This window comes from Nonlabens dokdonensis, assembly GCF_002162835.1.
Classification (GTDB): Bacteria; Bacteroidota; Bacteroidia; order Flavobacteriales; family Flavobacteriaceae; genus Nonlabens; species Nonlabens dokdonensis_B.
In genome coordinates, this window is sequence record NZ_MAAX01000086.1 from 1 (window position 1) to 8,902 (window position 8,902).

At 34.0% G+C, this 8,902-nt stretch carries 8 protein-coding genes and 1 other RNA gene; 5 read left to right on the forward strand and 4 right to left on the reverse strand.

The genetic code is table 11. From position 1 onward, the window contains the following. The coding region (locus A9Q93_RS05315) for an ATP-dependent RecD-like DNA helicase (RefSeq protein ID WP_303686344.1) at positions 1 to 1,379 on the reverse strand (1,379 nt) is incomplete at its 3' end. 116 nt (positions 1,380 to 1,495) lie between these two features. Between A9Q93_RS05315 and A9Q93_RS05320 the strand changes: the two genes are divergently transcribed. The 4 genes from A9Q93_RS05320 to A9Q93_RS05335 are packed head-to-tail and all read left to right on the forward strand — an operon-like array spanning position 1,496 to position 4,893. Beyond that, positions 1,496 to 2,254 (forward strand): hypothetical protein, encoded by a 759-nt coding sequence (locus A9Q93_RS05320; protein ID WP_303686345.1) that lies wholly within the window; start codon positions 1,496 to 1,498, stop codon positions 2,252 to 2,254. Next, entirely contained in the window at positions 2,196 to 3,008 is an 813-nt protein-coding gene (locus A9Q93_RS05325) for a DUF3822 family protein (protein ID WP_303686346.1), read from the forward strand. The genes A9Q93_RS05320 and A9Q93_RS05325 overlap by 59 nt, the downstream gene beginning before the upstream one ends. After that, positions 2,999 to 3,556, forward strand: a complete 558-nt coding sequence (gene rsmD, locus A9Q93_RS05330; RefSeq protein WP_303686347.1) for a 16S rRNA (guanine(966)-N(2))-methyltransferase RsmD — start codon at positions 2,999 to 3,001, stop codon at positions 3,554 to 3,556. Before A9Q93_RS05325 ends, rsmD begins: the two co-directional genes overlap by 10 nt. A 47-nt stretch (positions 3,557 to 3,603) precedes the next feature. After that, positions 3,604 to 4,893, forward strand: a complete 1,290-nt coding sequence (locus tag A9Q93_RS05335) for a M20 family metallopeptidase (RefSeq protein WP_303686348.1) — start codon at positions 3,604 to 3,606, stop codon at positions 4,891 to 4,893. A 45-nt stretch (positions 4,894 to 4,938) separates the two neighbouring features. Here A9Q93_RS05335 and rnpB read toward each other — a convergent pair. After that, positions 4,939 to 5,266: RNase P RNA component class A (gene rnpB / locus A9Q93_RS05340), an RNA gene on the reverse strand. A 92-nt stretch (positions 5,267 to 5,358) separates the two neighbouring features. Between rnpB and dnaX the strand changes: the two genes are divergently transcribed. Beyond that, a complete protein-coding gene (dnaX, locus tag A9Q93_RS05345; protein WP_303686349.1) occupies positions 5,359 to 7,212 on the forward strand; it encodes a DNA polymerase III subunit gamma/tau in 1,854 nt (617 codons plus the stop codon). A 105-nt stretch (positions 7,213 to 7,317) separates the two neighbouring features. On the opposite strand, the gene A9Q93_RS05350 is transcribed toward dnaX, so the two are convergent. After that, positions 7,318 to 7,881 carry a porin family protein gene (locus A9Q93_RS05350; RefSeq protein WP_303686350.1) on the reverse strand — a complete coding sequence of 188 codons (564 nt, stop codon included), beginning with the start codon at positions 7,879 to 7,881 and terminating at the stop codon, positions 7,318 to 7,320. A gap of 73 nt (positions 7,882 to 7,954) precedes the next feature. Then, positions 7,955 to 8,851, reverse strand: a complete 897-nt coding sequence (locus tag A9Q93_RS05355) for a Ppx/GppA phosphatase family protein (RefSeq protein WP_303686351.1) — start codon at positions 8,849 to 8,851, stop codon at positions 7,955 to 7,957. Positions 8,852 to 8,902 lie beyond the last annotated feature (51 nt).

Genomic DNA, 8,902 nt, shown 5'->3' on the forward strand with positions numbered 1-8,902 from the left:
TTTGTTTTGGCACGAGTTACGGCGGTATATAACCATCGTAAATAGCCTTTATCTGGTCCTTCTGGCAGGTAAGGTTGTTCTATTATTACATTTTCCCACTGTCCACCTTGTGATTTATGACAGGTAATAGCATAGGAGAATTTAACCTGTAATGCGTTAAAAAACGGATTTTCTTTAATTTCTTTATACTGTTTATACTTAGGTAATTTTAAATAATCCATACGTACTTCTTGATAGAGTTTGTTGCTCTCATCATAAGTAAGCGATGGAGATTCTGAAGTAAGTGTATCCATTAATAAAACAGTTTCAAACTCCTTCATATTAGGGTAATCTACCATACGTACTTTTACCTCGGCAAAATGAAAACCATAAATATTTTTAAAAGCAAAAATCTCCAAAACTTCAATAATATCACCGTTTGCAATAAATCCTGCATCACTAGAAGGTTTCAACCAGTGGTAATTATTTTTTACTACCATTAAATAATCTCCTGGTGATAATTCATTTTCATTAAATAGAATGCGAGATCGTATTTGCTGGTTGTATAAATTGGCTCTTTTATTAGAACGCACGATAATAGCCGTTTCTTCATGTCCATGAAAATCATAGGCGCTGTTAATTGTGTCCATGATCTCATAACCGTCGATCAATCTATTGATGTCAGTAAATTGTTCTACATTAAATTTAAAATCAAATTCTTCATGCAAAATATGATTACGTATTCCTGTGGCGTTTAATAAAATCCCAGAGTTCTCACTTTGTCGTTTTACTTCATCTAGTTCGATCTCTGTAACTTCCTTAAGATACCTTTGCTCAATGAGCTGACTATCTAAGGCTGGTGAAACATCGAGCTTCACTGGTGGTAATTGAGCTGTATCTCCTATTATCATCAACTTACAATTGAATCCACTGTAAACGTATTCTATAAGGTCATCAAGGAGAGAACCATTACCACCGAACATTTTATTTTCTGCCGCTACATCTGGTATCATAGACGCTTCATCAACTACAAATAGCGCATTGCGGTGCTTATTTTGTTTAAGAGTAAATTGAACTCCACCGCTTCCTTGACCTTTTGGATAGTAAATTTCTCGATGGATGGTTGCAGCCTGTTTATTTGAGTAGTTACTGATCACTTTTGCAGCTCTACCTGTAGGCGCAAGCAGTACACACTTCATTTTTAGCTTCCATATGCTCTTAACTATGGTACTAGTAAGTGTGGTTTTTCCTGTTCCTGCATAACCTCTTAACATAAATAAACGATCCTTATTTTTATCTATAATAAAATCAGCAAGTGATTCTAAGGCTCTATCTTGTTCATTTGTAGGCTTAAACGGAAAATCAAGTAATAAGACTTTGTAAAATTCTTTTGGAGTCATTGACAATTGTGGAAAACTGAGTATAAACTTAAGTCAAATTTTATATCTCAGGCTAGGACGAGAGAAAAAAAATTGTAGATTTGTTTGCGTTGAAAAAAGCATTAAACCATTAAAATATGTTCAATTTAATTATATCAGTTGTATTAGGTCTGATAGTTCTTGTTCTTCTGGCCATTTTCATTAATAAAATCCCTAAAAAGCTTCATCCATTGATGATAGTTGTGCTGTTAGGTGTAAGTGGATTTTTTGGATACAAATTATACAAGTCCATCGAGGAACCGGTAAAATTTGAAGCAGCAAAAGAAGAAAGGTATAGAGACGTTGTTTCTCAACTTATCTTAATACGTGAGGCGCAAAATGCCCATAAAAACATTACTGGCACTTATACAGATGATATTAATAAGCTAGCTCGTTTTATAGATACAGCGCAATTTGCACTGACTCAGAAGCGAGACAGTACCGTTATAGATCAAGAACGTAATCTTAAATTTAGATTAAGTGCAAATGACCCTAACGGTTACAAGAAAGAAATTACAATTACAGACACCTTAGGGTTTACTTCTGTAAAGGACTCTCTTTTCAGTAAGGTGGATGTATCTCAATTATTAAAATACAATACCATAGAAGGTGCGCCTGGTGCCATAGAATTGAAAACAGATGTGGTTATCGATAAAGAAAATCGTGTACCTGTTTTTAAAGCGACAGCTATGAAAAAAGATATACTCTTTGATCAACCAGAGCGACTCGTTAAAGATGAACTAGAAGTAAAAAGTGTAGAGGCAATCGACGGTCCTACTATTTTTGTAGGTAGTCTTGATGAGATCACAACTAGTGGTAACTGGCCTAGACAGTATGCACTCAAAGACGATAACTAGTCCTAGCGACTCCATAAAGAAACTGTCCGTTCTGATTCATCAGGATGGACTTTCTTTTTATATCTATGAGCCATCTGGAGTCGTAGAGACTGTATCTGTAGACTTTAAACACTCTGCAAATCCTGTAGAAATTTTACAATCTATAGAAAAATGTTTTGAAGAAGAGGCTGTTCTCAGTTACGCTTTCGCGAAAGCTACCTTAATATACCATCATAATATATTTACCTGCGTCCCTGCTGCCATCTTTAAGGAAGAAAATGCGGTAGACTATCTTAAATACAATGCTCGAATCTTAGAAACAGATATCATTAGCATAGATGATCAATTAGGGACCTTAGGCGCAAATACTGTATACATCGCTTATGAAAATATAAATAATTATTTTTTTGATCGTTATGGTAGTTATGAATACTACCATTACAGCTCTCGTATATTACAATATCATTCCACCCAATTAGTTACTACCGCATCTCAAGTATTTCTAGATATTAAAAAGAACCATTTTTACCTTACGATTATTAAGAATGGTAGGTTAATTGCTCATAACCTTTATCCACATGATGCAATTGAAGATATTTTATACTATACACTATTCACAACGCATCACAATGAACTTGATCCAGAGACTATGGAAGTGGTCATCTACGACGAAGATAAAAATGAATCGTTACATGACCTTCTATATACTTATGTGCGTCATGTAAAATTTAATACAAATCATTCTAATTATATTAAAAAACTGCTATGCGTATAATATCTGGAACACATAAAGGACGTCGTATTATGGCTCCTAAAAATTTACCTGTTAGACCTACCACAGATATGTCTAAGGAAGCATTGTTTAATATTTTACGCCACAAAATTCATATTCAAGATATTAATATGCTTGAGCTTTTTGCTGGTAGTGGCAATATGTCTTATGAGTTTTGTAGTCGTGGCGCTGGTAGTGTGATAGCTATAGACCAGCATTATCCTTGTATTGCTTTTATTAAAAAAACTGCTGAAGAACTGGACTTCCCTATTGACACTATTAAAGCAGATGTTTTTAAATTTCTAGAAAAGCACAAAGGAAAATACGACATTATTTTTGCAGATCCTCCTTATGCACTAGAGGAAGAAGAGTTTCTACAAATACCAAATTACGTATACGCAAACGAACTACTTGCAGAAGATGGGCTTCTTATTATAGAACATTCTAAACACACTTCACTTGCAATGCACGAGCATTTTGATAATGAACGTCGTTATGGTGGTACGGTTTTTAGCTTTTTTGAAGGGCCTAATAGTGAGGAAGAAGAGTGATTAAAACTAAGAAACACAACATTAACTGTATTAAAAGTGAGCTGCAAATGAAATTTCTAAGATTCTTACTTCTATTTTCAATCGCCTGTATTGCAATCACTTCTTGTCAAAAAAACGAGCAACAAACAGTTCATGAAAAAATAGGTAAGGATACTACTTCAATTCTCGATAGTTTAATAATTATAAGAAGAGATTTACATCAATATCCTGAAGTAGCAGGCAATGAGAAAAGAACTTCACAAATTATTGCAAATTATCTGACGGCTTTAGGGCTGGAAGTAAAAACGGGAATTGCTGGTTATGGCGTTATAGGAATTTTAGAAGGTAACCCTACAGGAAAAAAAATAGCATGGCGTGCAGATATGGATGCCATACCTAGTAATTTTAAAGATCCTGTTTCATTTAAATCTCTTAACAAGGGAATTCAGCATGGTTGTGGTCACGATGCTCACGTGACTATAGGACTAGGAATTGCAAAAATTTTGTCTATGAATATAGACTCTGTTGATGGAACCATTTACTTTATTTTTCAGCCTGAGGAAGAAACCTTCAAAGGTGCAAAGAACATGGTTAACAGCGACTTCTTTTCTGAATTAGAACTAGATGAAGTTTATGGATTACACATTACAGCTTTACCGGTAGGAGTTATCGCAACTAAGCCAAATGAAGTATTTGCATATCAAAAAAGAATACAGTTTAATTTTGACAAAGAATTAAAAGAAGAAAATATTTCTGAACTTTATTCTAAGATTAGAACTAAAATTTCAAGAGTTAAAGAAAAAACATCACCCTGGAAAACTGATCTAGCATTTGATCCCGCCATAGGGATAACAAATCCTAAAACGATTTTTAACGATTACCTTTTCATGGAAGAAAACTTTATTCTAGATTCTACTGAAACAGAATATCAACTTAAGAGTTTCCTTTATGAAACTAATAATTCAAATGTTAATAATCTTTTACCAGAAATAGAAAACATAATAAATAGTACAACATATAGAGAAAATTACAAGACAAGCTTCTACATTCAAGAGAACCCAACTGTTTTAAATGATAAGAACTTAACTCAAGCAGCTACTTCTACTCTCAACCTAATTTATGGAGATCAAACGGTACAAAAAGATTATGGCCAAATTCCCTATTTTAATGATGATTTTTATTATTTCCAGCAAAAAACTCCAGGAGTTTACTTTTTGCTAGGTGGCTCTAATAATGACAAAGGAATAATTGCAATGAATCACGCTCCTAACTTTCAGGTTGATGAAAAAAGTATAAAAACAGGTGTTCAAGTATTCTCTTCATTGATAATAGAAAGATCTCAAAACTCACAAAAGTAGAAATTGAGATATGCAGAGATGCACCTAAGTCTGAATAATAAATATTAAAATAGCAGGTCTATAAGCCGGATTCTGTTCTTCAATTGCTTGAATACCTTATCATTTATCTAGAACAACGATTACTCGCTGTTTCAAACTGCCTACCCTTCAGAATCGCGCGGATAGCGCTCAAGCTCTGATTTACGCGACATTTCACCACATAGAGTTTACCTGGTTTCACTACAGCATTATCTGTACATACTTTCTGTTGCACTAGTCCTATCTCGCTTTCGCGAAAGCGAAAACAAAACGACGGCCGTTAGCCGCTATGTTATCCTATGGTGTCCGGACTTTCCTACCTTGCTTGCGCAAGATCGATAAGGCGACCTGCTAAGCCGCAAAACTAGTTAATAAATGTTGATAATTTGCATAAATAATACGCTCATAAAGTGGACCTAAAAGTTCGTAGAAAAGTATCTTTGAATTATGGAACCATTTATAGTATCGGCTAGAAAATACCGTCCTGAAACCTTTGAAGATGTCGTAGGTCAAGGCGCTATAACACAAACTCTGGAGAATGCAATTAAAAGCAATCACCTAGCACAAGCCTTGCTTTTTACTGGTCCTAGAGGTGTAGGTAAAACTACTTGTGCACGTATTCTAGCAAAAAAAATCAATCATGAAAGTGGTGATTATGATCCCAATGAGGATTTTGCTTTTAATATTTTTGAGCTGGATGCAGCATCTAATAATGGTGTTGATCAAATAAGAAGTATTGTAGATCAAGTACGTATACCACCGCAGGTAGGAAAGTACAAAATTTACATTATTGATGAGGTACACATGTTATCAAATGCCGCCTTTAATGCATTCCTAAAAACGCTGGAAGAGCCACCTGCGCATGCTATTTTTATTCTTGCTACCACTGAGAAGCACAAGATTATACCTACAATACTTTCTAGATGTCAAATATTTGACTTTAAACGCATTACAGTAAGCGCAATGCGAGAGCATCTGAAACTTATCTCTATAAAAGAAGGTATTACAGCAGAAGAAGATGCACTTCAAATAATAGCTCAAAAGGCAGATGGTGCTCTTAGAGATTCACTTTCTATTTTTGACCGTGTAGTAAGTTTTTCTGGTAAGGAACTTACGGTAAAAGCAGTAACTGAAAATTTAAATGTACTTGATCGAGAAACTTACTTTAAAATTACTGACCTTTTACTAGAAAATAACATACCGCAATTACTGGTAGACTACGACGTGATCATGGCCAAAGGTTTTGATGGACAACATTTTGTAAGTGGTCTGGCATCTCACTTTAGAGATTTAATGGTAGGTAAAGATGAAAGAACCATACAGCTACTAGAAGTAGGTGAACAGACTAAGGCAAAATACATGGAACAAGCTCGTAGAGTTGATCTTCCATTTTTAAGAAAAGCTATAGAAATAGCAAATCAAGCAGACTTCAATTATCGATCGAGTCGCAATCAACGCTTACTTGTAGAATTAACTCTTATGCAACTAGCCTCTATCAATTCTGATGGAGAAAAAAAAAATGATGTAAAGTACATCATACCTGCCACTCAATTTGAACATGCGACTGCCACTCTACCCAAAACGGAAGATTACAACACAGTAGTTGTAGAGAAGAAAGAAGAAATTGATTCCACTTTACATATAAGTAAAATGGAGAGTATCACTAGCTTGAACGAAGATATACCTTCTTATAAAGCTCCAAATACATCAGAAAAAGCAGTTGATAAACCTGTATCTGTTGAAAGAGAAACAAATCATGAAAAGGATTTAACAAACGATCATCCTACAGAGACCAATACCTCTCTAGAAGAAAAGCGTAAAGCGCTTTTAAACAAGAGTAAAAAGAATGTAAGTGGATTATCTCTACAAGGAATTGAGGCAAAGAAATCATTACTTGCAAAGCAACAAGGAAGAATAATTGAAAAAGATAAACTACCTGAAGATCCATTCACTCAAACTCAATTGAATCAAGTATGGTCTAATTATGTAGTTCATCTTCAAGATAGAGGTCAACAAATTTTAGCCAGTATTTTAAATGCAGATCAACCTAAACTTCAAGGCACTGTTATACACTTACGATTTCCTAATAGATCTATGAAAGAGGATCTAGAAAAATCACAAGGTCAAATTTTAGAGTATATTCAAAGAGAACTTAACAATTATCTCATAAGGTTTAAAATAGATGTGGACACTACAGTGACTAAAAAATATGTCTATACCGATCAAGATAAATTCTCAAAACTTGTAGAAAAAAATCCCGCGGTTGATGTATTACGCAGGACATTTGATCTGGATTTCTAATTCAGACACTTGTTGCTAATATTTAATTATATATACAGTTTGAATTTTTAATCATAAAAAAAACTCCCTAAGGGAGTTTTTTTATGATATCTGAAAAATTAAAAGTTATAACTTATAAGATACTCCTAATTGGAACCAGCGGTTACCAGCCTCTGCGGTTAAATCGTTATCTAAATTAGGGATTCCATAACCATATCTAGCGTCTATGGACCAGTTATTATCTAGCGCATAACCCAAACCTAAGATTCCCGCAATTTCAAAATCATAACGATTTCTATTTCCATCAGTTTCTGCTACACTGACTCCTAATTGTGGACCAACTAAGAAATAAATTTTCCTATTTAAATTAATTTGCGCTAGTAAGTTAGAATGTAACCAGTTTCTTTTAAATGCCGTTACTTCACCATTAGGTTGTCTAAATTCATTCTCATTTACACCTAAAGCAGAAACTCCTATTTCAGGTTGCAAGGAAAAAGTATCATTTAAAGGAATGTTAGCAAAGAAGTTTGCGTGCAACCCATATCTTCTATTCTCATAATCTACATTATCTTGTTCTAAAGTAGATGAATTGATTCCTAATCTAAATCCATAGGTAACGTCATCATAGCTTTGGGCACTCATAAAAGTTATAGAAGCTATACAACTGATTAATAGTAAAAAATGTTTCATTTTATATCATTTAGTTATCCAAATTTAAGATATCTAAACAACTGAATCCTTGAAATTATTGAAACGTTTGAAATTATCGATTATCTGCGTTAAAAACCGATTTTATGATACCATCGGTGAGTCCTATCTTAGGAACATAGATGTTTTTTGCACGGCTCCACTTCATTGCTCTTAAGTAAATACGGCAGGCAGGTATAATTACATCTGCTCTATCATGATTTAAATTAAGATGGTAGACGCGTTCTTCATAATTATAATTTTGCAGCTGTTCATAGTAATTTAGTAAGTAAAAGTAAGAAAGAGGTTTCCCCATGCTTTTACCACTACTCTTAAAAATATTATTGATATTACCTCCAGAACCTATTAAATCGATGCGCTCATACGGTGCTGTAATTTCCTTAATCCACTCTTCTGCTTCGTCCCATAATGATTTTTTGACCATATCATTAAGCAGTCTTACTGTACCTATTTTGAATGATTTTGATGTCAGTTCTTCTCCATAAGCATATAACGTGAACTCAGTACTACCACCGCCTACATCTACATAGAGGTATACCTTACTATCGTCTATTACAGCATGTAGATCAGTCATCGCGATAATGGCAGCTTCATGAGATCCATCAATAATGTCTATATGTATTCCTGATTCTTTTTCTATTTGTTTAACTACCTCATTGCCATTTTGTGCATCTCTCATGGCACTAGTAGCATAAGCTTTATAACTTTTTACCTTATGAACGTTCATTAAAAGCTGGTAAGATTTCATAGAACTTACCATGCGTTCTATATTTTCTTTAGAAATTTTTCCTTCTGTAAATACATCTTGTCCTAATCGTATAGGTACTCGTACTAAGCTAGTCTTTTTAAAAACAGGAGGTTGATCGTTATATAAAGTTACTGTAGCAATAAGTAATCTTATAGCATTAGATCCTATATCTATAGCTCCATATTTTCTTATTTCAAACGACATTAATTTAATATTTGGTTTTTATAATACTGGTAAGTGGCATATTGTGATCTA